Annotated in this window: 18 protein-coding genes, 4 rRNA genes, 1 riboswitch and 1 other annotated feature; of the genes, 7 read left to right on the forward strand and 15 right to left on the reverse strand. The window is 35.2% G+C overall.

From position 1 onward, the window contains the following. Positions 1-132 precede the first annotated feature (132 nt). Positions 133-239: riboswitch (TPP riboswitch) on the forward strand. A gap of 72 nt (positions 240-311) precedes the next feature. After that, complete coding sequence (gene thiC, locus A7L45_RS16950; RefSeq protein WP_071613888.1) at positions 312-1,625, forward strand: phosphomethylpyrimidine synthase ThiC; 1,314 nt, start codon at positions 312-314, stop codon at positions 1,623-1,625. Positions 1,626-1,705: 80 nt separating this feature from the next. Here thiC and A7L45_RS16955 read toward each other — a convergent pair whose 3' ends face one another. From A7L45_RS16955 to ilvN, 7 genes are all read right to left on the reverse strand, one after another. Continuing rightward, positions 1,706-2,392 (reverse strand): Crp/Fnr family transcriptional regulator, encoded by a 687-nt coding sequence (locus tag A7L45_RS16955; protein WP_071613889.1) that lies wholly within the window; start codon positions 2,390-2,392, stop codon positions 1,706-1,708. A gap of 140 nt (positions 2,393-2,532) precedes the next feature. Next, entirely contained in the window at positions 2,533-3,300 is a 768-nt protein-coding gene (locus A7L45_RS16960) for a formate/nitrite transporter family protein (protein ID WP_071613890.1), read from the reverse strand. Between the two features lie 117 nt (positions 3,301-3,417). Then, positions 3,418-5,064, reverse strand: a complete 1,647-nt coding sequence (gene hcp / locus A7L45_RS16965; RefSeq protein ID WP_071613891.1) for a hydroxylamine reductase — start codon at positions 5,062-5,064, stop codon at positions 3,418-3,420. Between the two features lie 82 nt (positions 5,065-5,146). Beyond that, on the reverse strand, positions 5,147-6,103 hold the full coding sequence (locus A7L45_RS16970) for a D-2-hydroxyacid dehydrogenase (protein WP_071613892.1): 957 nt from the start codon (positions 6,101-6,103) through the stop codon (positions 5,147-5,149). 60 nt (positions 6,104-6,163) lie between these two features. After that, the gene (gene ilvB / locus A7L45_RS16975) at positions 6,164-7,825 is read right to left on the reverse strand and encodes a biosynthetic-type acetolactate synthase large subunit (RefSeq protein WP_071613893.1); all 1,662 of its coding nucleotides are present in this window, start codon (positions 7,823-7,825) and stop codon (positions 6,164-6,166) included. 126 nt (positions 7,826-7,951) lie between these two features. After that, positions 7,952-8,944 carry a ketol-acid reductoisomerase gene (ilvC, locus tag A7L45_RS16980; protein ID WP_071613894.1) on the reverse strand — a complete coding sequence of 331 codons (993 nt, stop codon included), beginning with the start codon at positions 8,942-8,944 and terminating at the stop codon, positions 7,952-7,954. 31 nt (positions 8,945-8,975) lie between these two features. Beyond that, entirely contained in the window at positions 8,976-9,470 is a 495-nt protein-coding gene (ilvN, locus tag A7L45_RS16985) for an acetolactate synthase small subunit (RefSeq protein ID WP_084647497.1), read from the reverse strand. A 292-nt stretch (positions 9,471-9,762) separates the two neighbouring features. Continuing rightward, positions 9,763-10,003 (forward strand) — a binding site (T-box leader). 136 nt (positions 10,004-10,139) lie between these two features. Here ilvN and leuC point away from each other — a divergent pair. From leuC to leuA, 4 genes are read left to right on the forward strand one after another with little or no spacing between them, the layout of a single operon-like run. Next, a complete protein-coding gene (gene leuC, locus A7L45_RS16990) occupies positions 10,140-11,402 on the forward strand; it encodes a 3-isopropylmalate dehydratase large subunit (RefSeq protein ID WP_071613895.1) in 1,263 nt (420 codons plus the stop codon). After that, a complete protein-coding gene (gene leuD, locus A7L45_RS16995) occupies positions 11,402-11,893 on the forward strand; it encodes a 3-isopropylmalate dehydratase small subunit (protein WP_071613896.1) in 492 nt (163 codons plus the stop codon). The genes leuC and leuD overlap by 1 nt, the downstream gene beginning before the upstream one ends. Further along, positions 11,893-12,966, forward strand: a complete 1,074-nt coding sequence (gene leuB, locus A7L45_RS17000; RefSeq protein WP_071613897.1) for a 3-isopropylmalate dehydrogenase — start codon at positions 11,893-11,895, stop codon at positions 12,964-12,966. The genes leuD and leuB overlap by 1 nt, the downstream gene beginning before the upstream one ends. Before the next feature lie 38 nt (positions 12,967-13,004). Continuing rightward, positions 13,005-14,669 (forward strand): 2-isopropylmalate synthase, encoded by a 1,665-nt coding sequence (gene leuA / locus A7L45_RS17005; protein ID WP_071613898.1) that lies wholly within the window; start codon positions 13,005-13,007, stop codon positions 14,667-14,669. Between the two features lie 80 nt (positions 14,670-14,749). Here the strand turns inward: leuA and A7L45_RS17010 are convergent, their stop codons facing one another. The 6 genes from A7L45_RS17010 to A7L45_RS17035 all read right to left on the reverse strand — a co-directional run bounded on the left by A7L45_RS17010 (position 14,750) and on the right by A7L45_RS17035 (position 23,025). Next, complete coding sequence (locus A7L45_RS17010) at positions 14,750-15,739, reverse strand: Gfo/Idh/MocA family protein (RefSeq protein WP_071613899.1); 990 nt, start codon at positions 15,737-15,739, stop codon at positions 14,750-14,752. Between the two features lie 219 nt (positions 15,740-15,958). Continuing rightward, positions 15,959-16,075 (reverse strand): 5S ribosomal RNA (gene rrf / locus A7L45_RS17015). Between the two features lie 85 nt (positions 16,076-16,160). After that, positions 16,161-16,277, reverse strand: a 5S ribosomal RNA gene (gene rrf, locus A7L45_RS17020). A 73-nt stretch (positions 16,278-16,350) separates the two neighbouring features. Further along, positions 16,351-19,289, reverse strand: a 23S ribosomal RNA gene (locus A7L45_RS17025). 335 nt (positions 19,290-19,624) lie between these two features. Next, a 16S ribosomal RNA gene (locus A7L45_RS17030) occupies positions 19,625-21,138 on the reverse strand. Together the 16S, 23S and 5S rRNA genes form the textbook arrangement of a ribosomal RNA operon. Positions 21,139-21,630: 492 nt before the next feature. Continuing rightward, positions 21,631-23,025, reverse strand: a complete 1,395-nt coding sequence (locus A7L45_RS17035; RefSeq protein WP_071613900.1) for a glycosyltransferase — start codon at positions 23,023-23,025, stop codon at positions 21,631-21,633. A 184-nt stretch (positions 23,026-23,209) separates the two neighbouring features. Here A7L45_RS17035 and A7L45_RS17040 point away from each other — a divergent pair, with 184 nt between their 5' ends. Together A7L45_RS17040 and A7L45_RS17045 are read left to right on the forward strand one after the other, a co-directional pair. Next, entirely contained in the window at positions 23,210-24,283 is a 1,074-nt protein-coding gene (locus A7L45_RS17040) for a tetratricopeptide repeat-containing glycosyltransferase family 2 protein (protein ID WP_071613901.1), read from the forward strand. 79 nt (positions 24,284-24,362) lie between these two features. Further along, positions 24,363-25,325, forward strand: a complete 963-nt coding sequence (locus tag A7L45_RS17045; RefSeq protein WP_071613902.1) for an NAD-dependent epimerase/dehydratase family protein — start codon at positions 24,363-24,365, stop codon at positions 25,323-25,325. 98 nt (positions 25,326-25,423) lie between these two features. Here the strand turns inward: A7L45_RS17045 and A7L45_RS17050 are convergent, their stop codons facing one another. Together A7L45_RS17050 and A7L45_RS17055 are read right to left on the reverse strand one after the other, a co-directional pair. Continuing rightward, positions 25,424-25,948, reverse strand: coding sequence for an acyltransferase (locus tag A7L45_RS17050; RefSeq protein WP_071613903.1), 525 nt, complete (start codon positions 25,946-25,948; stop codon positions 25,424-25,426). Position 25,949: 1 nt separating this feature from the next. After that, positions 25,950-26,816: an NAD-dependent epimerase/dehydratase family protein gene (locus A7L45_RS17055; RefSeq protein WP_071615026.1), complete on the reverse strand. Its 867-nt coding sequence runs from the start codon at positions 26,814-26,816 to the stop codon at positions 25,950-25,952. Positions 26,817-26,997: the final 181 nt, after the last annotated feature.

Genomic DNA, 26,997 nt, shown 5'->3' on the forward strand with positions numbered 1-26,997 from the left:
TTAGACGAAGTATATCATATGTTTATACAGTTTGAATAGTGTATCCATACAATATTTAAGTTGAATGAAAAATAAAAAAGACTTTACAAAGTGTTATTTTACTAATATACTTAAGGCAAATAATAACTAAATAAATTAAACAAGGGGAGCTCGCACCAAGAGCTGAGAAAGAGATATTATCGCTGACCCTCATAACCTGATTTGGGTAATTCCAACGTAGGGAGTTTATTACAATGTTTTTTGTTGCAAGCTCTTTATGAGCTTGCTTTTTTTTATTTCAAAAATAATATAACTGTAAGGGAGACTATAAAATGATGTATACAACTCAAATGGATGCTGCAAAAAAAGGTATTATAACTGAAGAGATGAAGATAGTTGCAAGGAAAGAAAATATGCCAGAAGAGGTTTTAAGAGAAAAAATATCAAGAGGCGTAGTCGCAATTCCTGCTAATAGAAATCATAAAATATTAAGCCCTGAGGGAGTTGGGGAGGGTTTAAAAACAAAAATCAATGTAAACCTAGGTATCTCAAAAGATTGCTGTGATATTGATGAAGAAATGAAAAAGGTACAGTTATCAATAGATATGAAAGCTGAAGCTGTTATGGATTTAAGCTCATTTGGTAAAACTGAAGAATTTAGAAAAAGGCTTATTTCAGATTCAACTGCTATGATAGGTACTGTTCCAATTTATGATGCCTTAGGTTTTTACGATAAAGAATTACAGGATATTACTTCAAAAGAATTAATAGATGTTGTAGAAAAACATGCAAAAGATGGAGTTGACTTTGTAACAATACACGCTGGTTTAAACACAGCTACTGCAAATGTATTTAAAAGAAACAAGAGAATAACTCATATTGTGTCTCGAGGAGGATCGCTCCTATATGCTTGGATGGAATTAAACCATAAAGAAAATCCTTTTTATGAACATTTTGATGAAATACTAGAAATATGTCAAAAATATGATTTAACTTTAAGCCTTGGTGATGCATGTAGACCCGGTTGCATTAATGATGCAACCGATGCTTGTCAAATTCATGAATTAATGGTACTTGGTGAATTAACCCTGAGAGCTTGGGAAAAGAATGTACAAGTTATCATAGAAGGACCAGGACATATGGCAATAAATGAAATAGAGGCAAATGTATTGCTTGCTAAGAAATTATGCCATGGTGCACCTTTTTATATTTTAGGACCCCTAGTTACAGACATTGCTCCAGGATATGACCATATTACAAGTGCCATAGGAGGTGCTTTAGCTGCAAGCGCAGGAGCTGATTTTCTTTGTTATGTAACTCCAGCAGAACATTTAAGACTTCCGAATGTTGATGATGTACGTGAAGGAATTATTGCATGTAAAATTGCAGCTCATGCTGGTGATATAGGCAAAAAAATTCCAGGTAGCCGCGACTGGGACAATGAAATGAGTACAGCTAGACAAGCTCTTAATTGGAAGAGAATGTTTGAACTTGCAATAGATCCAGAAAAAGCCATAAGATATAGGAAAGAATCAATGCCAGAAAATGCTGATAGTTGCACAATGTGTGGTAAAATGTGTTCTGCAAGAACTATGAACAAGATAATGCAAGGTAAAGATCTTAATATATTAAGAGATGATTCATAAATTTTTATGACCTTATTTTAAATAGAATAAAGAGTATGCAGAAATCTTTTCTGCATACTCAAAAAAATATGTGATCTTCATCACACACTTTTAAAATAACCACTTAACTTTTCTCTATCAACTATGAATTTTCTATGTTCTATCTTAACCATCCCCATGTTTTCTAGCTCTTTTACGGCCCTTGAAATAGTTTCCCGAGAGCTACCTAACATATCTGCCAAATAGGTTATACTTATTTTAACATCTATTAAAACACCTTTTGGAGTTTCTAATCCATAATCTCTAGACAACTTCCATAGCTTAGCAGCTACCCTTTTATCCATTTTAGTAGGAACAGTGTTTTTAATCTGCCTATACAATCGTCTTATTTTCTTGCTCATAGAGTATAATATAACCTCTGTAAGCTTAAAATCTTGCTGCATAATATTTAATAAATCTCCTTTTAATATGCTTATAATCTCACTGTCTTCAAACGCTTCACAACTAATCGAGCTTGTATAGTTATCAAAATTCACTTCATTTACAATCTCACCTTTATTCAAAATGTAAATAACCCTCTTTTGACCTTTTTCTGATAACCTGTACATTGATACCTTTCCTTCTAGCACTATATATATGTTATTTAAGCGTTCTCTTTCACCAAACAACATTTGTGATTTCTTAAAATTTTTTAATACAACTTTTTCTCTTATTAAATCTAAAGTTTTATCCTCAATACATTCTAACAAAGGAAGGTCTCTTAATTGCCTAATAGTTACTTGTGGCATTTTAACTTCTCCTTATGACCTCAGTATATTTATAAATATATATCATTTTACTAATCATTCTCTATTATACTATGATTACTGCAAATTGGATATAAACAAAATAAAAGCACCCTATAGGATGCTTTTATTTTTGTAATATATTATTTCTCTTTTGATATAAACCAATAGGCTGCTCCAATAAACACTGCTCCACCTACAAAATTACCTAACGTAACCCAAATTAAATTGTGTGCTAGTCCCACTATTGAAATCGCTGCGCTGTGAGGAATCATTAGGGCTGTCGTAAGTAATGTCATATTTGCAATACTATGTTCAAACCCTGTAGTTATAAATGCAAATAGGCACCAAAAAATCATTATAAGTTTAGCTGTTTCTTCCTTTAATTTAATAGAACACCAAACTGCTAAACAGACTAACATATTACAAAGTAATCCTTTTAAAAATAATTCTATACTTGGCGATGCCATTTTTATTTGTGATGTTTTTAGAATAAATTCTGCTGTACTTCCTTTTGCAAGTCCCGAACCTACAAACATTGCTGCAAGAGCTGCTGAACCCACAAAGTTACCTATAAAACTGTATATCCAAATATTTGTTGAGTCAAGCCACGAAACTTTCTTTTCTAAAGAACCTATTGTCATAGTCATGTTATTTCCTGTAAAAAGTTCAGAGCCAGCCATTATTACAAGACTTAAGGCAATCCCAAAAGAAGCTCCCATAACAATTTTTGTTGCTGGAGACGTTGCTTGTGATAATAATCCACCGATAGTAAATATTAATAAAATTCCAAATCCCACATATATACCGGCCAAGACCGAAGAAGTGAGGTACCTCATTTTGCTCTTTTTTAATAATTCAGACTTTTTTATCGCTGAGGCTGATACTTTGTTAATTTCTTCACTAAACACAATAAATCATCTCCTTAATAAAATATAGCCATACTATATCATTATAAAAAATGAAAGTATGTGACTAATATCACATACTTTCTAAATTTATTATTAATTTTTTTATATCTTAGGATTTTATCCAAGTATTTTTGCTAAATCGTCCTCTGGCGTGCTTATTGCTCTAAGGTCAAATGTATCAATTAAAAATTGTAATACATTTGGACTTAAGAACGCTGGAAGTGTTGGTCCAAGATAAATTCCTTTTACTCCAAGCGACAATAATGCTAATAAATCAGCTACAGCCTTTTGTTCATACCAAGTTATAATGAATGAAAGTGGCAACTCATTAATTGAGCATTCAAATGCATCAGATAGTGCATTAGCTATTCTAACAGCAGAATATGCATCGTTACATTGACCTACATCAAGTAACCTTGGAAGTCCTGCTACTTCACCAAATTCCAATTTATTAAAACGGTATTTCCCACAGGCTAATGTAAGAATAATACAGTCTTTTGGGACTTGCCTTGCAAATTCAGTATAATAATTTCTTCCTGGTCTTGCACCATCACATCCACCGATTAAGAAGAAGTGTCTAATCTTCCCTTCTTTAACAGCACTTACAATCTCGCCTGCATGACTCAAAGTTGCTTTATGGCCAAATCCTACTGTAATTTCCTTAACTTCCTCATCTTTTTCAAAGCCACCAAGTTCCAAAGCTTTATTTATTATTTCAGAAAAATCCTTATGCCCCTTCTCATCATTAGATATATGTTTTAATCCTTCCCATCCTACAACACTTGTAGAATAAATTCTATCTTTATAAGAATCTCTTGGTTTCATTAAGCAGTTTGTTGTCATTAAAATGCAACCCGGTATACCATCAAACTCCTTTTGTTGATTTTGCCATGCTCCTCCAAAGTTACCTACTAAATGTTTAAATTTATTAAGTTTTGGATATCCATGTGAAGGTAACATTTCACCATGAGTATAAATATTTATTCCCTTACCTTGTGTTTGCTCAAGTAACATTTCAAGGTCTCTTAAGTCATGACCCGAAACTATTATAAATGGTCCTTTCTTAATGTTTACATTTACTCTTGTAGGTGTTGGAGAATTGTATTTCTCATTATTTGCTTTATCCAATACCTCCATAACCTTAACACTCATCTCGCCAGTTTTAACTAAGTAAGCAATAAGATCTTTTAAATTTAAACTATCATCAGTAAGTACTGCTAAAGCTATAAAGTAAAATTCATCTACCTCATCACTTTGATATTTAATAAATCTGGCTTGATGTGCATACGCCGCAATTCCTTTTAATCCATATTTTATAGTTTCACGAACAGAGCGAATATCAGCATCTAAATCTTCATCATACATAATTCCTGCTTTTTTAGCATCTTCAAGTATTTGCTCTTTTGTATCACTTAAATTATATAGAGCCTCCTTGGTATTTACATTTTCTCCTGAAGCTTTTTTTCTAATCTCTTCTTTATTTATTTGTGATCTTCTGAGCATATCCATATGAGACTCAGGGTCAAAATTTACATTAGTTAATGTCATAAATAATGAATTCTCAACAAATGAGACCAATGACTTATCAATTTTTTCACCTTTAGCTAAAAGTTTGCTAGCGTAACAACTTATTCCTTTTAATTGATATATTAGCAGATCCTGCATTGCCGCAATCTCTGGTGTTTTACCACATACCCCTACTTTTGTGCAACCTTTACCACCGAAAGTTTGCTCACATTGAAAACAAAACATTTTTCCTTGCATATGTACGCCTCCTAATTAGTTGAAATAACCTTTTACTATTTTGCACATTTTTTACGTGAATATACCAAATAATAAGTAATAGTTATTTTACTATATTTATAGGTCTACCTTTTGCAAATTGAATCAAATTATCTACCGCTATATTCATAAGACGCTCCCTAGATTCTTTTGGTGCCCATGCTATATGTGGTGTAATTAAACAATTTTTAGCTCTCATAAGTGGATTATCCATTTGAACCGGCTCCACTGACATAACATCTAATCCAACACCTGCAACCTTACCACTATTTAGAGCTTGCGCTAGATCCTCTTCAACAATTAAAGGTCCTCTAGAAGTATTTATTATAATAACGCCATCTTTCATTTTCTTAATAGATTCCTTATTTATTATTCCCTTAGTTTCCTCAAACAAAGGACAGTGTAAACTTATAACATCAGCCCCTTCATATAACTGGTCTAATTCAACATATTTAAAAGTATCTGATATTAATGACTCCTTCTTAGATGGATTATATGCTAAAACATTCATACCAAAAGCTTGCGCAATTGTGGACGTAACAACACCAATCCGTCCCATACCTATAATACCCATTGTTTTGCCAGCAAGTTCAATCATAGGATAATTCCAAAAACAAAAATCCTTACTATTTGTCCAAGCACCTTTTCGAACGACTTCATTATGTTCCCCTACATGATGACATATTTCGAGTAACAGAGCAAAAACAAATTGCGCAACTGAATTAGTACCATAAGCTGGAGTATTGGTAACTATAATACCCATCTCCTTTGCGGCTTTTGCATCAACTACATTGTATCCTGTTGCAAGAACCCCGATATATTTTATTTTAGGTAACTTTTTTAAAGTATCCATACCTAATGGTGTTTTATTTGTAAGAATTATCTCGCAATCATAAGCTCTATCTACAATTTCATCAAAGCTTGTTCTATCATAAACTTTTAACTCACCTAATTTTTCAAACTCTTTCCAAGATAAATCTCCTGGATTTAAAGTGAATCCATCTAATACTACTATTTTCATATATTCCTCCTATAAACATATTTTTTGTTAATTAAATTAAAACAAGGTATAGCGTAAACACTATACCTCAAACATCATTTCAATACTTGCACCTGGCGGAACCATAGGAGATGCCATCTCATCTGGAGCGACCCTAAAATCAATTACAACAGGACCATCCCATGCTATTGCTTCTTTTAATGCATCTACGACCTGTCCATTATGATCAACCCTTATACCTTTAACTCCAAAACCCTCTGCTATTTTTACAAAATCAGTATCTCTCTCAAGTGTTGTACTAGAAAATCTTTTTGAGTAAAACACATTCTGCCATTGCCTAACCATACCCAAAACACCATTATTTAATAATATTATTTTAACTGGTATATTATATCTTGCAGCAGTTCCAAGCTCATTAAGATTCATTCTAAAACTCCCATCCCCTGCAATATCAAAAACCATTTCTTTCTTTCCTATACTTGCTCCTATTGCGGCTCCAAAGCCATATCCCATAGTACCTAGTCCCCCAGAGCTTATAAAAGTTCTTGGTTTCGTATAGGTGAATGCTTGAGTTGCCCAAATTTGATTTTGGCCTACCTCTGTAGTTATTATAGCATTACCTTTTGTAATTTCATAAAGTTTTTTAATTACATAAAGAGGAGTTACACTTTCAAATTCATTTATTTTTATGACTTTTTCCTTGTCCTTTTGAATTAGTTCCTTTGTACAAGTTGTCCATTCATTTGATTCCCGACCTTTTAGATTTTGTAGTAATTTTATTAATACATCGGCTACATTTCCAATTACCCAGCAATCCGCCTTAATATTTTTTGAAACTTCTGCTTCATCTATATCGATATGGATTACTTTAGTGTTTGCTGCAAAAGTAACCGGATCGCTAATAACTCTATCACTAAATCTTGCCCCAATTGCAATTATTAAATCACTTGAGGTTATGCACCTATTAGAGGCAAAAGTTCCATGCATGCCAAGCATCCCCGTGTACATAGGGTGTAATCCACTAAATGCACCTAGTCCCATCATAGTACTACATACTGGGCATTTTAATTTATCTTGAAATGATAATAATAACTCCTCAGCGCCAGATATATTACACCCACCACCGACTACAATTATTGGTTTTTTCGAGCTTTGAATTGCAGAAATAGCATCATCAAGTTGGCTTTCTTTTACGACTTTATGCTCGATTATCTTTGGAATTTCAGGAAAGTATTCGCACTCCATGCCAGTTATATCCTTAGGTATGTCTATAAGCACAGGTCCTGGCCTTCCACTCATTGCAATTCTAAATGCTTTTCTTATTGTAGGTGCTAATTCATTAATGTCTTTCACTAAAAAATTATGTTTTGTAATAGGCATTGTTATACCAACAATATCAACTTCCTGAAAAGAGTCTTTGCCTATTAATGTTGTTGCTACCTGCCCAGTAATTGCAATCATAGGTACAGAATCCATATAAGCAGTTGCAATCCCTGTAACAAGATTTGTAGCCCCAGGACCTGATGTTGCAAGGCATACGCCAACCTTTCCAGTTGCTCTAGCATATCCATCAGCAGCATGCGCTGCCCCTTGTTCATGAGAAACTAATATGTGAGTTATATCCTCAAAAGAATAAATTTCATCATATATATTTAATACTGCTCCACCTGGATACCCAAATATAGTATCGGTACCTTGCTCTTTAAGACACTCTAGCAAAATTTTTGCACCGCTGCACTTCATATTAATTCCCCCTTAATTCATATAATAAAGAGAACCAAGTTCATATTGAATTTTCAGAACTTGGTTCTCAAATATAATATTAGTAACTTTTATTTTTATTGCTCCATTTTAAATATTAAATCTATCTTATTTTTTATTCCAAGACATCATTTTTCTAAGCTCAGCACCAACTTTTTCTATTTGATGTTCGCTTTCTATTCTCTTTGTTGCATTAAAGAATGGTTTTCCAATTTGATTTTCTAAAAGCCAATCTCTAGCAAAAACTCCCTTTTGAATATCAGTTAATACGCCTTTCATAGCTTTCTTTGTATCCGCAGTTATTATTTTGTTTCCTGTAATGTAGTCACCATATTCTGCAGTATCACTTATTGAATATCTCATCATATTTAAACCACCTTGATTTATCAAATCTACGATAAGTTTCATTTCATGACAACATTCAAAGTACGCCATTTCTGGTTGGTATCCAGCTTCTACAAGAGTTTCAAAACCTGCTTTTATAAGTGCTGTAACACCACCACAGAGAACTGCTTGTTCTCCAAACAAATCTGTTTCAGTTTCTTCCTTGAAAGAAGTCTCCATAACACCAGCTCTTGCGCCGCCTATTCCTAAAGCGTAACCTAAAGCTACTTCTTTTGCATGTCCTGAAGCATCTTGATGTATAGCTATAAGACATGGTACTCCCTTGCCCTCTAAAAACTGACTTCTAACTGTATGTCCTGGTCCCTTTGGAGCTATAAGGAATACATCAATATCTGCTGGTGGAACTATTTGACCAAAATGAATTGCAAAACCATGAGCAAATACTAAAGCCTTATTTTTTGTAAGATTTGGCGCGATACTTTCTTTATACACTTGTCCCTGCTTTTCATCATTAACTAGGATCATTATAATATCTGCAGCTTTAGCTGCTTCTGCTGCAGTTAAAACAGTTAATCCTGCTTTTTCTGCCTTTTCCCAAGATTTACTTCCTACATAAAGACCAACTACAACATCTACACCATTTTCTTTTAAGTTTAGTGCATGTGCATGTCCTTGACTACCATATCCTATTACTGCAACCTTTTTTCCTTTTAAATTATCTAAATTACAATCACTTTCATAATACATCTTAGCCATTATTAATTCCCCCTAATTTTTATCTATATTTTTAGATTATTACGCCAGCGCCTCTTTGCATTGCAATAAATCCACTACCGACTATTTCTAAAATTCCAAACGGTTTAATTAAATTTTCAAAAGCACATAACTTGCCGTTATCACCTAAGATTTGAATAATTAATGTTGTCGGAGTTACATCTATAACAGAAACTCCAAATATTTTTCCTATATTAATAATTTCTTGCCTATTATTGCCTTCAGCTTTAACTTTTACAAACAACATTTGCTTACAAATAGAGTTTTCATTATCTAATTGCTCAACTTTATGAACATCCTCTAATTTCCTTATTTGTTTAATTATTTGGTCAATGCCTTCATCATCCCGAACTTTAGTTAATAAAGTTATTCGAGCTAATTTTTCATCTTCTGTGTGACCAGAGGAAACAGTATCAAGATTAAAACCTCGTCTATTAAATAATGAACATACTCTTGTTAATACTCCTGGGTTGTTGTCAACTAAAATTGACAATACATGTGAAATCAAAATATCGCCTCCCTTTCCACAAGTAAATAATTCCAAGTTGACTTGTAATTCGTACCAAACATTTTATGTATCGTACCATCTATAAATTGAATTGTCAACCAAATTCAGAATACTTTTTTTATTGACTTGTTGACATATTTTATTATTCGTAGTATATTATCTTTCAAGCATATTTTTAGAAAGATACTGTTTTTTTAAATCTTATTGATATAAAAATAGTCATTTATATATTTTATAAGAGCTTAATATATTGACAAGCAGTCATTTGTTTGATAAAATTATCGCTAATATAATAAAAACTTTGACAGGGACAAATAGGCATCAGGATGTTTTACAGAGAAGGGATAAAGCTGTGAACCCTAAATAATCAGATGTTGAAACTTACCCTCGAGTTGTGAACTTAAACTAAGTTACACTTAAAAGTGTATTCACTCTTAAAAGTGCGCTTATTAGTAGGTTTTACCGGTGTAATCCGTTATCTTAAAATAAGTTATAAATATGGGTGGTACCGCGACGGACTCTTCGCCCCAGTGAAGATGTCTGTTTTTTTGTACCCTTTTTTTAGTCCAAATTTATCAAAACATTCTGTTAATTTCATTTTAGAATATTCTTCAAGATAAATAACAACTTAGAAAAAGCTTTTAAATTTTATAAAGGAGGTTCAATTATATGGGAATGACGATGACGCAAAAAATACTAGCATCACACGCTTCAATGCAAGAGGTAAAGGCCGGCCAATTAGTTATGGCAAATCTTGATTTAGTTTTAGGTAATGATATAACAACACCTGTTGCAATAAATGAATTTAACAAAATGGGTGTTAATGAAGTTTTCGATAAAAAGAAAATTGCTATAGTTCCAGATCATTTTGCTCCAAATAAAGACATAAAATCTGCTGAGCAATGTAAGTGTACCCGTGAATTTGTATATGAAAAAGGGATTGAAAATTACTTTGAGGTAGGACAAATGGGGATAGAGCATGCATTATTACCAGAAAAAGGACTTGTAGTATCTGGAGATGTTGTAATAGGTGCTGATTCTCACACTTGTACTTATGGTGCTTTAGGCGCTTTTTCAACTGGAGTTGGCTCCACTGATATGGCAGCCGGAATGGCTAGTGGAAAATGTTGGTTTAAGATTCCGGAAGCAATACAATTTATTTTAACTGGCAAAATGCAAAAATGGGTTTGTGGTAAGGATGTAATTCTCCACATTATCGGAATGATTGGAGTGGATGGGGCACTGTATCAATCAATGGAATATACAGGACCTGGAGTTGCAAGCCTTTCTATGGATGACAGATTTACAATATCTAATATGGCCATTGAAGCAGGTGCCAAAAATGGAATATTTGAAGTTGATGATAAAACTTTAGAATATGTAAAAGAACATTCAACGAAAGTCCCTGTAACATTTAAGGCTGACGCTAATGCAAAATATTCAAGGATAATAAAGATTGATTTAAGTACTATAAGACCAACAATAGCCTTCCCTCACCTTCCAGATAACACCAGAACTATTGATGAGGTTGGCGAAGTTAAAATTGATCAAGTAGTTATTGGTTCTTGTACTAACGGAAGAATAGAAGACCTTAGAATGGCAGCAAGTATCTTCAAAGGTAAAAAAGTCGATCCTAAAATAAGAACACTAATCTTTCCTGCTACTCAAAAAATTTACCTTCAGGCCCTTCGCGAAGGTTTAATTGAAATATTTATAGAGGCTGGAGTTGCAGTAAGTACTCCAACTTGTGGACCTTGCCTTGGTGGATACATGGGGGTACTTGCAAATGGTGAGCGGGCTTTGTCTACTACAAACAGAAACTTTGTTGGCAGAATGGGACATCCCGGAAGTGAAGTATATCTTTGCAGTCCAGCAATAGCAGCATCATCAGCAATAACCGGAAAAATTTCGTCTCCAGAGGAGGTAATGTAATGTTTAAAGGAAAAGCTATAAAATATGGTAATAATGTAGATACTGATGTTATAATTCCTGCAAGATATCTTAATACCTCAGATGCAAAGGAACTTGCATCTCATTGCATGGAGGATATAGATAAAAATTTTACTAGCAAAGTTAAATATGGTGACATAATGGTTGCTGGTAAAAACTTTGGTTGTGGATCTTCAAGGGAGCATGCCCCTCTTGCTATAAAAACTTCAGGAATTAGTTGTATAATCGCTGAAAACTTTGCAAGAATATTCTACAGAAATTCAATTAATATAGGTTTACCAATACTCGAATGCACCGAGGCTGCCGAGGATATTGAAGAAGGAAATGAAATAACCGTTGATGTTATTTCTGGAGTTATTACAAATACCACAAAAGGAAAAACTTACATGGCAATACCATTTCCAGCATTTATGCAAGATATCATAGCTTCGCAGGGACTTATTAATTATCTTAAAGAAAGGACTGAGGATTAATGAAAAAAATAGCAGTAATTCGTGGTGATGGAATCGGACCAGAGATTGTTAATGGTGCAATTAAGGTACTAGATGTAATATCTAAGAAATATAATACCCCATTTGTTTATACACATCTTTTAATGGGTGGGGTAGCTATAGATGAAACTGGATTACCTCTTCCAAAGGAAACAATAGACATTTGTAAACGGAGTGATGCGGTTTTACTTGGTTCTGTCGGTGGTCCTAAGTGGGATAAACTTCCTGGTGATAAAAGGCCTGAAGCTGGACTACTCGGAATTAGAAAAGCCCTTGAGGTTTTTGCAAACCTAAGACCTGCTATTCTTTTTCCACAATTAAAGGAAGCTTCAGCTCTTAAACCAGAAGTTCTTAAAGGTAATATTGATATTATGGTTATACGCGAATTAACAGGTGGTATATATTTTGGTGAAAAATCTAGAATAGACCTACCATCTGGTGGCCAAAAAGCATGGGATACAATGGCTTACTCAACTTATGAAATAGAAAGAATAGCCCGTGTTGGTTTTGAAACTGCAAGAAAAAGGACCAAGAAGCTTACATTAGTTGATAAAGCAAATGTGCTTGAGACCTCAAGACTGTGGAGAGAAATTGTTCTAAAAATGTCTGCTGATTACCCAGATGTAACTCTTGAAGTACAATTAGTTGATAGTTGTGCAATGCAACTTATAAAAAATCCAGGACAATTTGATACTATTCTAACTGAAAACATGTTCGGTGATATCCTAAGTGATGAGGCTTCAATGCTTACTGGATCGCTTGGAATGTTACCTTCTGCAAGTTTAGGTAATGGCACTCTTGGTATATATGAACCAATACATGGCTCAGCACCAGATATTGCAGGTAAAGATATTGCTAACCCAATTGCAACTATAATGAGCGTAGCAATGATGCTTAGATATAGTTTTAATATGGAAAGTGCTGCAAAAGATATTGAAGATGCAGTATCTAAAGTTTTAGATACTAAATATAGAACAGTTGACATTATGGGCGCAGGCATGAAATGTGTTGGAACTATCGAAATGTCAAAACTTATTGCAAATGAAATAAAATAGACATATTTATTTTAATATTCTAAAGGGAGATGTTTAAATTGTCATATAAAAAATATAAACCCTATGGTGGTATAAATATTAAGGATCGTCAGTGGCCTAATAAACTAATTGAAAAGGCTCCAATTTGGTGTAGCGTTGATTTAAGAGATGGCAATCAATCTCTTCCTATTCCAATGAACGTTGATGAGAAAGTTAAATTATTTAAACTTCTTGTAGCTATTGGTTTTAAAGAAATAGAAGTAGGTTTCCCTTCCGCCTCAAATACTGAATATCAATTTTTAAGAACACTTATAGAAGATGATCTTATTCCAGAAGATGTAACTATTCAAGTTTTAACTCAATCAAGAGAACATTTAATCAAGAAAACCTTTGAAGCCCTCAAAGGAGCAAAAAAAGCAATTGTGCATCTTTATAATTCAACTTCAGTTTTACAGCGAAGAGTTGTTTTTCACAAAAGTAAACAAGAAATTATTGATATTGGAGTAACTGGTGCAAAACTTCTAATGAAATACAAAGATAAATACCCAGAAACAGATTTTTCTTTTGAATATTCTCCTGAAAGTTTTACTGGAACTGAGCTTGAATACTCGCTTCAAATTTGTGAAGCTATATTGGACGTCTGGAAGCCAACATCATCAAAGAAGGTTATTTTGAACTTACCATCAACAGTCGAAATGGCCACTCCTAATATTTATGCAGATCAAATTGAATGGTTCTGCAGGAATGTTAAAATGAGAGAAAACATTATTATAAGTCTTCATACTCATAATGATAGGGGTACTTGTACTGCGGCTTCCGAGCTTGGAATTCTTGCAGGGGCTGACAGAATTGAGGGTACACTGTTTGGGAATGGTGAACGAACTGGAAATCTTGATCTTATGACTATGGCTTTAAATATGCATGTTCAAGGAATAGATCCTAAATTAGATTTTTCAAATCTTTATGAGATTGTAGACATATATGAATTATGCACAAGGATGAAGGTACATGAGCGTCATCCATATGCTGGTAAACTTGTATACACAGCATTTTCTGGATCACACCAAGACGCAATCAAAAAAGGACTTAAGGCCCTTAAAGATGAGAATAATAATTATTGGGATGTTCCATATCTTCCAATTGACCCACATGATGTGGGACGAGATTACGAGGAAGTTATTCGTATTAACAGTCAATCCGGTAAAGGCGGAGCTGCATTTATAATGGAAAATGAATTTGGTTTTATATTACCTAAGGCTATGCAGGCTGACTTTGGCAATCTCGTGAAAAATAAGACCGACCTACTTGGTACAGAACTATTAGGAAATCAAATTTATGATTTATTTGAAGAGGAATACTTAAACTTAAAAAGTCCAAATTTATTGAAAAACTATACCATTCAATCAGTACAAAATGTTGAAACAGATGAAAATATAGTAAATATTAAGGCTCTAATTTCAGTAAACGGGAAAGAAATGAATATTTCCGGTGTAGGTAATGGTCCAGTAGATGCATTCTTTAATGCGCTACATAAATCAAATATTAATGGCTATAACTTTATATCTTATGATGAACATGCTCTAGGTAGTGGCTCAAATTCAAAAGCTGCCACTTATATACAAATAGAATACAATGACAAAAGGTATTTTGGAGTTGGTGTTTCTGCAAATATTGATACAGCTTCACTAAATGCTTTATTTAGTGCTATTAATAGAAAAAGCTAACATAATAAAAGGAGTTTGAGTATTACACTCAAACTCCCTTTATTATGTTTTTATAAGGTACTCTAATTATTGCTAATATTCTACTTTTTATTTAATCTATAACTTCTTAAAATTTGATCCATAATTTTGTTTGTTCGTGCACCACTAATTCCTGTACTTTTGCATACATCCAAACCGTTAATTTCGTTTACGATACTTTGAATTAATTGCGTCTGAATATGTACGGGTTTTTTAATATTAAATGAAGTAGTGCCGCCAATCGTTGTCAATAAAACCGGTTCCTCTTCAAAAGTTGAAAAAGATATCTTCCCTAAACTTCCAACAATCTCATTCATATCATAATTAGAAAAACTTGAGAAACACCAAGTCCCTGTTCCCTTGACACCAGACTCAAATGCTAGTGAAGCTGTCACAATATCTTCCGCCTCATATAATTTGGCTTGATTATCAGCATAACCGCAGGCTTCCTTAATTGGTCCCAAGATATAATCTAAAACATCTAATGTATGAGAAGCAAGGTCCATAAACTCTCCTCCTCCTGAAATCTCAGGAATAACTCTCCACGGAAATTCACCAGACTTTGAATCTATTTTTAATGCTTTTTTATATAATACAACTGTAACGAAACGTATTTCTCCAATTTCACCTGAATCAATTAATTCTTTAACCTTATTAAAACGATCTAAAGCCCTCCTGTAATATGCAACAAATAATGGGACTCCAGCATTCTCACACGCCTGTATCATATCAGTGCATTCTTCAAAATTGCGAGCCATAGGTTTTTCAACATAAACTGGCTTTCCAGCCTCTGCACATTTTAATGTATATTCTTTATGAAATGCAGGTGGCGTAGCTATATAAACAACATCAACATCAGGGTCATTTATTAATTCTTCTGCATTATCATACCACTTTGGCACATTGTGGCGAGTCGCATAATCCTTTGCAAGTTCGCCATTACGCCTCATAACAGCTACCAATTGTGAATTTTTTGCCAGTTGAAATCCTGGACCACTTTTAACCTCAGTAACATCTCCACATCCAATGATTCCCCAACGTATTGTCTTCATAGCAATCTATCTCCTTTTTCATTATATTCATTTAAAACTTTATTTCAGCTACATAATCTTTATTACTTATATATTTTAATATAAGTATATCAAAAATATATAGTATTAGTAAAGATTTTCAATTCAATATTTATATAAATTTAAAAAGATATTACTGAAAGTATTTTCTTATAATATTAACAAAACAAAAACACCAAGTAAACTTAGTGTTTTTTTGTAACCTAACGACAACCTACTCTTCCAAAAGGTCACCCCTGAAGTACCATGTTTGCATTGAAGCTTAACCGACTTGTTCAGTATGGGAACGAATGTTACCTTCAGGCCATAATCACCAGATGAAAATACAAATATTCTTTAAAATTAAGTTTTATTTAAACTTGAACAAAATAAAAACACTAAGTAAACTTAGTGTTTTTTTATAACCTGGCGACAACCTACTCTTCCACAAGGTCACCCCTGCAGTACCATCGGCGCATTGAAGCTTAACCTTCGTGTTCGGTATGGGAACGGGTGTTACCTTCAGGCCATAATCACCAGATGAGAATATAAATATTCTCTCAAAATTGCACAGTATTATCGCATTATTAATATTAATTGTTACTTATGTTATCTTGGTCAAGCCCTCGACTTATTAGTATTAGTCAGCTGAACATGTTACCATGCTTACACCTCTAACCTATCAACCTGGTGGTCTTCCAGGAGTCTTACTTGCACCACACTTACGTGTGGACAATGGGAAATCTCATCTTAGGGTGGGCTTCACGCTTAGATGCTTTCAGCGTTTATCCCTTCCAAACATAGCTACCCAGCGATGCCACTGGCGTGACAACTGGTGCACCAGAGGTTTGTCCATCCCGGTCCTCTCGTACTAAGGACAGCTCCCTTCAAATTTCCTACGCCCGCGACGGATAGGGACCGAACTGTCTCACGACGTTCTGAACCCAGCTCGCGTGCCGCTTTAATGGGCGAACAGCCCAACCCTTGGGACCTACTTCAGCCCCAGGATGCGACGAGCCGACATCGAGGTGCCAAACCTCCCCGTCGATGTGGACTCTTGGGGGAGATCAGCCTGTTATCCCCGAGGTAGCTTTTATCCGTTGAGCGATGGCCCTCCCACGAGGTACCACCGGATCACTAAGCCCGACTTTCGTCCCTGCTCCACTTGTAAGTGTCGCAGTCAGGCTCCCTTCTGCCTTTGCACTCTTCGCGCGATTTCCAACCGCGCTGAGGGAACCTTTGGGCGCCTCCGTTACTCTTTCGGAGGCGACCGCCCCAGTCAAACTGCCCACCTAACAATGTCCTGTGACCAGATTCATGGCCTCCAGTTAGAACCTCAGTACTGTCAGGGTGGTATCCCAAGGATGACTCCACACAGGCTGACGCCCATGTATCGTAGTCTCCCACCTATCCTGTACAGACAATACCGAAATTCAATGCTAAGCTACAGTAAAGCTCTACGGGGTCTTTCCGTCCAATCGCGGGTATCCAGCATCTTCACTGGAACTACAATTTCGCCGGATGTACTGTTGAGACAGTGCCCAAATCATTACGCCATTCGTGCGGGTCGGAACTTACCCGACAAGGAATTTCGCTACCTTAGGACCGTTATAGTTACGGCCGCCGTTTACTGGGGCTTAAGTTCATAGCCTCGCCGAGAGCAAGCTCTCAGCTAACTAATCCCCTTAACCTTCCAGCACCGGGCAGGCGTCAGCCCCTATACATCAGCTTTCGCTTTAGCAGAGACCTGTGTTTTTGCTAAACAGTTGCTTGGGCCTATTCTCTGCGACCTACTTACGTAGGCACCCCTTCTCCCGAAGTTACGGGGTCAATTTGCCGAGTTCCTTAACAGTAATTCTTCCGATGGTCTTAGGATTCTCTCCTCACCTACCTGTGTCGGTTTGCGGTACGGGCACCAATATCCTCGATAGAGACTTTTCTTGGCAGCGTGGAATCAGATACTTCAGCAATAAATTGCCTTCCCCATTACATCTCAGCGTTAAGAGCAAACGGATTTGCCTGCTTGCTCCGCCTAAATGCTTAGACACACATCCAATAGTGTGCACATCTTATCCTCCTGCGTCATCCCATTTCTAATAACGTCCATTGGTGGTATCGGAATATCAACCGATTGTCCATCACCTACGCCTTTCGGCCTCGGCTTAGGTCCCGACTAACCCTGAGAGGACGAGCCTTCCTCAGGAAACCTTAGGTTTTCGACCGTTAAGATTCTCACTTAACTCTCGCTACTCATGCCAACATTCTCACTTCTGTACCGTCCACCACTCCTTACGGTATGACTTCAGCCAGTACAGAAAGCTCCTCTACCGCTTACACAATTGTGTAAACCCATAGCTTCGGTGGTAAGTTTTAGCCCCGGACATCTTCGGCGCAGGATCTCTTGACTAGTGAGCTATTACGCACTCTTTGAATGAGTGGCTGCTTCTGAGCCAACATCCTAGTTGTCTTAGAAATCCCACATCCTTTTCCACTTAACTTACACTTTGGGACCTTAGCTGATGGTCTGGGCTGTTTCCCTTTTGACTACGGATCTTATCATTCGCAGTCTGACTGCCGAAATAAAAGTATATGGCATTCGGAGTTTGATAGGGTTCAGTAACTGTTGTCAGCCCCTAGCCCATTCAGTGCTCTACCTCCATTACTCAATTAATCGACGCTAGCCCTAAAGCTATTTCGAGGAGAACCAGCTATCTCCGAGTTCGATTGGAATTTCTCCGCTATCCACAGCTCATCCCATGGTTTTTCAACACCAACGTGGTTCGGACCTCCACGGAATTTTACTTCCGCTTCATCCTGGCCATGGATAGGTCACCCGGTTTCGGGTCTACGACATGCAACTAGAACGCCCTATTCAGACTCGGTTTCCCTTCGGCTCCGTACCTTAAGTACTTAACCTTGCTACATATCGTAACTCGTTGGCTCGTTCTACAAAAAGCACGCCGTCACACATAAAAAGTGCTTCGACCGGTTGTAGGCACACGGTTTCAGGTTCTATTTCACTCCCCTTCCGGGGTTCTTTTCACCTTTCCCTCACGGTACTTCTTCACTATCGGTCACTAGGTAGTATTTAGCCTTGGGAGGTGGTCCTCCCAGCTTCCCACAAGGTTTCACGTGTCTCGTGGTACTCTGGATTAGATCTGACTGTTCTTCCTTTTCATTTACAGGCCTATTACCTTCTGCGGAGCAGCTTTCCAGCTATCTTCAATTAAAGAATTACAGTATTTATGATCTATCCTCAACCCCTAAGTCAAAGACTTAGGTTTGGGCTCATTCCCTTTCGCTCGCCGCTACTTAGGAAATCGATATTTCTTTCTCTTCCTCCGGGTACTTAGATGTTTCAGTTCCCCGGGTGTACCTCTGCATACCTATTTATTCAGTATGCAGTACATAGTTGTTACTATGTGGGTTCCCCCATTCGGAAATCTTTGGATCACAGGCTATTTGCGCCTACCCAAAGCTTATCGCAGCTTAACGCGTCCTTCTTCGGCTCCTAGTGCCAAGGCATTCGCCATGCGCCCTTTGTAGCTTGACCTATGATTTCGTCTATTACTAGACGCGTCTATTTACATAAACGTTTTGTTTCTTAATATTAATTTTGCGAAATCATAATAAATTAACCTATAACCACTTACTCGTATTTTACAATACGCAAGGTGGATCTAAATCTTTTTAAAATAACTTTATACACTGTGCAATTTTCAAAGAACATTTTAAGAAAAACTATCAATTAATTAACTCCTAAGAGTTAATATAATTAGTCTCTCAAAATTAAACAGAGAAATAGGAACGAGTAATTACAATAGATATTTTGAAGAATAATTAAATTCTTCTATTGCATCGACCGAAGTCAATACATCTACTCCCTAGAAAGGAGGTGATCCAGCCGCAGGTTCTCCTACGGCTACCTTGTTACGACTTCACCCCAATCATCGATCCCACCTTCGGCCGCTGGCTCCTTACGGTTACCTCACGGACTTCGGGTGTTACCAACTCTCATGGTGTGACGGGCGGTGTGTACAAGGCCCGGGAACGTATTCACCGCGACATGCTGATTCGCGATTACTAGCAACTCCGGCTTCATGTAGGCGAGTTGCAGCCTACAATCCGAACTGGGATGAGTTTTTGAGTTTGGCTCCACCTTGCGGTCTTGCATCTCTTTGTACTCACCATTGTAGCACGTGTGTAGCCCTAGACATAAGGGGCATGATGATTTGACGTCATCCCCACCTTCCTCCCGGTTAACCCGGGCAGTCTCACTAGAGTGCTCAACTTAATGGTAGCAACTAATGATAAGGGTTGCGCTCGTTGCGGGACTTAACCCAACATCTCACGACACGAGCTGACGACAACCATGCACCACCTGTCACCTTGTCCCGAAGGACTTCACTCATCTCTGAGTTATGCAAGGGATGTCAAGTCTAGGTAAGGTTCTTCGCGTTGCTTCGAATTAAACCACATGCTCCGCTGCTTGTGCGGGCCCCCGTCAATTCCTTTGAGTTTTAATCTTGCGATCGTACTCCCCAGGCGGAATACTTAATGTGTTAACGGCGGCACCGAGGTTCGACCCCCGACACCTAGTATTCATCGTTTACGGCGTGGACTACCAGGGTATCTAATCCTGTTTGCTCCCCACGCTTTCATGCCTCAGCGTCAGTTACAGTCCAGTAAGTCGCCTTCGCCACTGGTGTTCTTCCTAATCTCTACGCATTTCACCGCTACACTAGGAATTCCACTTACCTCTCCTGCACTCTAGACACCCAGTTTCAAATGCAGCACCCAAGTTAAGCTCGGGTATTTCACATCTGACTTAAATGTCCGCCTACGCATCCTTTACGCCCAGTAAATCCGGACAACGCTTGCCACCTACGTATTACCGCGGCTGCTGGCACGTAGTTAGCCGTGGCTTCCTCCTCTGGTACCGTCATTATCGTCCCAGAAGACAGAACTTTACAACCCGAAGGCCTTCATCATTCACGCGGCGTTGCTGCGTCAGGGTTTCCCCCATTGCGCAATATTCCCCACTGCTGCCTCCCGTAGGAGTCTGGACCGTGTCTCAGTTCCAATGTGGCCGATCACCCTCTCAGGTCGGCTACGCATCGTTGCCTTGGTGGGCCTTTACCTCACCAACTAGCTAATGCGCCGCGGGTCCATCTCAAAGTGAAATTCCGAAAAATTCCTTTGATGTTAAGATCATGCGATCAAAACATATTATGCGGTATTAATCTCCCTTTCGGGAGGCTATTCCCCTCTTTGAGGCAGGTTACCCACGTGTTACTCACCCGTCCGCCGCTAATTGATCCCGAAAGATCGCATCGCTCGACTTGCATGTGTTAGGCACGCCGCCAGCGTTCGTCCTGAGCCAGGATCAAACTCTCAATTTAAAAGTTTACACTTTTTTAGTTGAAATAATTAATCTGCGACAACTGTTAAGTTGTTACGCAAGCTCATTACATACTTTTTAGTCTTACGACTAAAATATTACTTTTACTAAAGTAATTGACTGGTTAAAATAAAATATTATTTCATTTCTTTACCTATTTCTCTGTTTAATTTTCAAAGACCAATTTGCTTTGTCATCATGTGACGACTTCTACTATGATACTAGGTTTTTCTTGTTTTGTCAACTACTTCTTTAAAATAAATTAAATTGTAATTAACAGTTAGTTTAGTGTGCCACTTCTATGTGACGACAAGGAGTATTCTATCATAAATATATAAGGTAACTTTTCAAATAAATAGATTCTAATAAGATTAACTCTATATTTCTACATATAGGTCTAAATAATTCAATATACCACATTCGGATACGCATGGATAAGTTACACAAAAATAGAGACTGTCAACATTATTGCCAATCTCCTAGACCTATATTTCTAAACACTTTTCTGATACTTAGCTACGTACTCATAAGATAAGAAATATGCTCTCAAATCTTCCCCAACAATGCTACAAATACTATTTAATAACTTATTATCTTCTTGTGTTAATTCATTACTATAATGAAATATAAATTGATTACTATATCCGCACTCATTGAAAATTTTGCATATGTCTGGTAATGTAAAAAATTTATTATTACTTCTATTTATAATAGAATTTTCATTGTACATAAAACTTCCCTTTAATAACTCTTTTATAACTGAGTGATGCATTAGGTTAGGAATAGTCGCAATTACATATCCACCTGGTTTTAAAAATCTTTTTATTTCATTCAATAGTCTCCAGGGATCTTTACTTAACTGAAGTCTATTCCCAAGTATAATATAATCAAAAAAATTTATCTTATCTTCTTTAAACCTCATACAATAATCTACTTCAAAATCAGACTCCATTAACTCTAGAACCTTCCCACCTAATTTTGCCAGACTCTCATTTGTTTCAATTCCATATATCTCAGAATTAGGATACATATATTTAAGCTTAAGTAATGTAGCTCCGAGTCCACAATCAAACTCAAGAATATTTAGCCTTTTTCCTTTCGGCTCATTTACACGCTCTATTATGTCAAATTTTAATGTGCTGGCTACATTAGGATTAAATCCCCACTTATCCTCAATTTTTTTACGATTTTCCTTTAGGAGATTGTTAAATTTAGTAGAATCTTTATTAAACGATGAACTACCAAAATGATGTATAAAGCTGTCATTACAAAGTATCATCTTATATCCGGCTTCTATAATTCTCATGCATAGATCATCATCTTCGAAATTTCCTGGTGTAAATCTCTCATCCATATGTCCAATTATATTGAGAACATCTCTCTTTACAATCATACAAAATGCCACAAGTCTCGTTTTCTCTTCCCATTTATTTGGGTCTGAAATATTATTGTCATCAGCAAATGGAATCATATCCTTAACATCAATATAAGGCACCATTACAGACTGATAATTAGAACAATTATTAGTTATAGATGCGGCTGCTCCAAATTTTTCATCACTGTAAAGAGCTATTTTAAGATTGTCAAGCCACCGTGGAGTAACTACAGTATCATTATTTAAAAATAAAATATCATTTTCTTTGTCCGATGCAGCTATTCCAATATTGCATCCCTTTGGGAAGCCTACATTTTCATCATTTAAAATAACTTTTATATCCTTTTGCTCTTTAAGCCATTCCCTCGTTCCATCACTAGAATTATTATCAACTACAATTATCTCATAAGTGTTTTCTTTAGTATATTTCCTTATGCTATCAATACATATGTGGTTATAAATAAGATTGTTGTAAGTTAAAATTATTATTGAAGTTTTTCTGCTTTCAATCATTACTTTATCACTTCCTCTAACACTTAGTGCAACGAATTAAACCTCAATTACATACTATTCTTAGCGTTAAAAAGTGTACCTGCTATTTATAAAATACACAACTTATATTACTGTTTTTTATAAACAGGTTTCCTATTTTAAACCATAGCATATTATATACTGTAGATTTTTTTAGGAGGCTTATATGATAACTATTAGTTTATGTATGATTGTAAAAAATGAAGAGGACGTTTTAGGTAGGTGCCTAGAATGTGTTAAAGATATCGTTGACGAAATTATTATAGTAGATACTGGTTCCACAGATAATACGAAAAAAATTGCTTTAGAATATACAGACAAAATATTTGATTTCCAGTGGATTGATGACTTTTCTGCGGCTAGAAACAATGCTTTTTCTAAAGCAACTAAGGATTATATTCTTTGGCTAGATGCTGATGATATGATTCTTGAAGAAGATATAAAGAAATTTAAAGAGCTTAAGCAAACTTTAACTCTAGATGTTGATAATGTAATGATGATGTATAATGTGGGCTTTGATGAAACTGGAGCCGTTACCTTATCATATTTTAGAGAGCGTTTATCAAAGAGGTCAAATAATAGTCAATGGATGGAGCCTGTACATGAATGTTTACTAATTGGAGGAAATACTATAAATACAGACATCTGCATAACACATAGAAAAGAACATGCAGCAGTACAAGGTAGAAATATATCCATCTACAAAAAAATACTAGCACAAGGAACCCCCTTAACACCAAGAGGACTTTTCTATTATTCTAGGGAGTTATATCAAAATGGATTTATTGAAGAAGCAATAAAATATTTTAATGAATTTTTAGATACTGAACATGGCTGGGTAGAAGATAATATAAGCTCATGTTTTGATCTTTCTAAATGTTATAACATTATAGGTGATAAAAAAAGTATGCTTAAAATATTACTTCGAAGTTTTGAATATGATACTCCAAGGGCTGAAATATGTTGTAACATTGGAACTTATTATTTTGAATCTTTAGATTATAACAAAGCTATCTTTTGGTATAAACTCGCAGCAAATCTTGATAAACCAGTTAATAGCTGGGGCTTTATATCTCATGATTTTTGGGGATATATACCCAATATACAGCTCTCTGTCTGCTATGATAGGTTAGGTGATAGAGAAAATTCCATAAAATTTAATGATAAAGCAGCTGAGTATAAGCCTAATTCTCAAGCTGTACAACAAAATAGAGATTATTTTAAAAGAACTGCCGTATAACTCATTGATACTTTAAATTTAATTGAGAATATATTATTAAAAATTTTCTTAACCATATTCTCTAATGGGAGATAATTAAATGGAAAACAAAAAAATATTTCTAACTGGAGGCGCTGGTTTTATTGGCTCTCGCATAATCGAAATGCTTCGAAACAATAACGAAATCTTAATTTATGATAATTTAACAAGAAATTCTATTAAATACACATCACTACTAGGTAAGAAAAATATAAATTTAATAAAAGGAGATATTTTAGATTATCTCTCTCTAAAAAAAGCTGTAGATGATTTTAAACCCAATGTTATAATTCATCTTGCTGCAATAGCAGGTATAGAAACCGTTATTAAAAATCCAGTAAACACTATGAAAGTTAATATGATAGGAACTGCGAATATTTTAGAGGCATTAAAGGACTATGCAAACTATATAGATAAATTTATTGATTTCTCTACAAGTGAAGTTTTTGGTACTTATGCCTATAAAGTAGATGAGAAATGTACAACAAACCTGGCACCCGTTGGTGAGGCTAGATGGACTTATTCAGTAAGTAAACTTGCAGCGGAGCATTTAACACACAGTTATTATAAAGAATACGGCCTTAAGGTTGTTACCATTAGACCATTTAATATATATGGTCCAGGTCAAGTTGGCGAAGGTGCTGTCCATCAATTTATAATGAGAGCAATTAGAAATGAACAGATACAAATACATGGTGATGGTGATCAGATTAGATCCTGGTGTTATATTGAAGATTTTGTTAATGGAATATCATTGTGTCTTGAGAAGGAAGAAGCGGTAGGTAATTCCTTTAACATTGGAAATCCTAGAGGAACTATAACTATTGGAATGCTAGCACAATTAATAAAGCAAATTGCGGGCTCTAAATCAGAAATTATTTATGTTCCCAAAAATTATGTAGATGTTGAATTAAGAGTACCAAATATAGACAAAGCTGTAGACTTATTAGATTATAGTCCCAAGTATGATTTAACTTCAGGCTTAACAAAAACTATTGAATGGTATAGGAATTTAGAAAAATAGCCTGGCCCTGATACACATGATTATTTTATATGTAGTATAGCAATGTTAATCATTACTATACTATATTTCCTTGTGCATACAATTAACATAATTATTTTTTATTCTCTTGTTTTTTTTACTTTTGCAGGTACACCTACTGCAATAGATAATGCTGGTATATTTTGATTTACTACTGCATTTGCACCTATTATACTTCCCTCTCCAATTGTTACCCCAGGAAGAATTACAGCTCCTATTCCAATATTACAATTATCTTTTATATTTATTGGTAAATATTCTAATTCTGAAAATAAAATTAAAGCATCACCTTTTGTTTCTTTATGCTTTGCTCCATGAATTTTTACCATTGGTCCAATCCCAACATTTTTACCAATAATAATACCTGCTGCGCCATGAATAAAACATTGTTGACCAATCCATGTGTTAGACCCAATCTTTAGAATGGAGTTGTAATATCCTTTTAATATAGTATCATGACCTACATAAACATTATCGCCTATTTCAATATTTTCAGGAAAAATTATTCTCACACCATCCTCAATTATAACATTTTCCCCACACTTTTTAAGCTTAGTCTTGTCTGGGATTCCTGCTCCTTCGCTTTTCCATAATTTGTACTTCATCTCAAATTTGTCCTTCTTTCTTTAATGACATGAAAAATAATTCAAGTCCCTCATTTAAATTCATCTGCATATTATAATTCAATGACCTACATATTTTTTTACCACTTCCCATTAAATTATCTATATCATTGTGACAATATATAAACTTAGGCTCATGAACGTTTATTATAAATGCAATTTTTCTACAAATCTCTTCTATAGAAATAAACTCATTACCACAAATATTAAATGTCCCCTCCAAATCATTTTCAATAATATTTTCCATTATATTTACAACATCAAAAATATGAATTGGATTAATTATTGGCAGCCCCTTTTTGTTCAACATAATCTCATTTTTCTCTAAAATATCATTAAATAAGTTACCGATTAATCTACCCTTTTGTCCGTCACCATACGGAAAAAACAATCTTAAAATTACAATAGATAATTTACCTTTATATAATTCACATATTTCTTCAGAAAAATATTTACTTAATGAATATATTTCCTTTGCATTACAAATATCATTTTCATCCAATATATTTTTTCTAAATCCATATACACCTCCAGTTGATACTAGAATAAATTTCTTTATTTTATTTCTTACGCCAAATTCTAATAATTCCAAAGTCGATTTTACATTAATATCTATATAGTCAGATTTGTTTATATTATCATTGCCTACTATTGACGCACAATGAATAATAACATCTACATTATCGATGAATAAATCATCTAAATTATCCTGTAAATTCCAAAATATATTATCACACATTAAATTTTTATTTCTTCCAATATTTATAATATAGTTTTCGTTATTTATAGAATTTATTATGTTTTTCCCTATAAATCCTGTTCCACCGGTTATTAATATTTTCTTAGACATAATTATTAAAAATCCCTTCAAAATATATTCAGATAATTCTAAGTTTATATTATTTGTAATATGCAAACTTAGAATCTCTGTTAATAATATTTTATTACTCTCAATTATAGAATATTCCTTAAATCATTTAGTATTGATTGAAACCATACACTAACTCATTCTGATATAAAACATGTATAAA

Source organism: Clostridium estertheticum subsp. estertheticum (assembly GCF_001877035.1).
Classification (GTDB): Bacteria; Bacillota; Clostridia; order Clostridiales; family Clostridiaceae; genus Clostridium_AD; species Clostridium_AD estertheticum.